Source organism: Acidovorax sp. K2F (assembly GCF_025246485.1).
Classification (GTDB): domain Bacteria; phylum Pseudomonadota; class Gammaproteobacteria; order Burkholderiales; family Burkholderiaceae_C; genus Acidovorax; species Acidovorax delafieldii.
In genome coordinates this window covers 1-528 of record NZ_JAOBSQ010000118.1, presented here as the reverse complement: position 1 = coordinate 528, position 528 = coordinate 1, and the positions used below count along the sequence as shown (strand labels likewise).

The following is a 528-nucleotide window of genomic DNA, read 5'->3' as shown; positions in this document are numbered from 1 at the left end:
ATCACCGGTCGCTCAAACAGACTCCCAAGGTGAAGCACAGGAATGCCTCTGGCTTCGAGGCCCTCGGCAATTTCGCTCAGGCGGGCATTGGATGCGCAAAGAAGCGCTTGATGACGGAATGCAGTGCCGGCTTCCTGTTGATGCTTGATCGTGGCCGCCACCGCTGAGATTTCGTCATCCGTTGAGCGCACAACCTTGAATTCTGGCCTGGCGCCCGAAGCACCGCGGCTTGCATTCAGATGCAATGGCATGGAGCCAGTCGATGCTTTCATCGTGCCGGAGAAGGCAGTAAAGGCATCGATGACCTCTTGTCGAGAACGATAGTTGACGCCGAGTTGGGCGATTTGCGCTCCGGGAAAATCCAAGCTGAATTGAGCCATGTTGGTGGCCGATGCGCCGCGGAACCGGTAGATGGATTGCCGCGCGTCTCCGACCACCCAAAGGTTTCGACCTTCACCAACAATGGCTTTGAGAAGGCGCACAGACGAGCGGTTTACGTCCTGGTATTCGTCCACCAGCACATGGTTG

At 57.0% G+C, this 528-nt stretch carries 1 protein-coding gene; it reads right to left on the bottom strand.

What is annotated here, in order from left to right; translation table 11 throughout:
* A partial coding sequence (locus tag N4G42_RS25515) for a UvrD-helicase domain-containing protein (RefSeq protein WP_260669188.1) occupies positions 1-528 on the bottom strand: 528 nt, incomplete at both ends.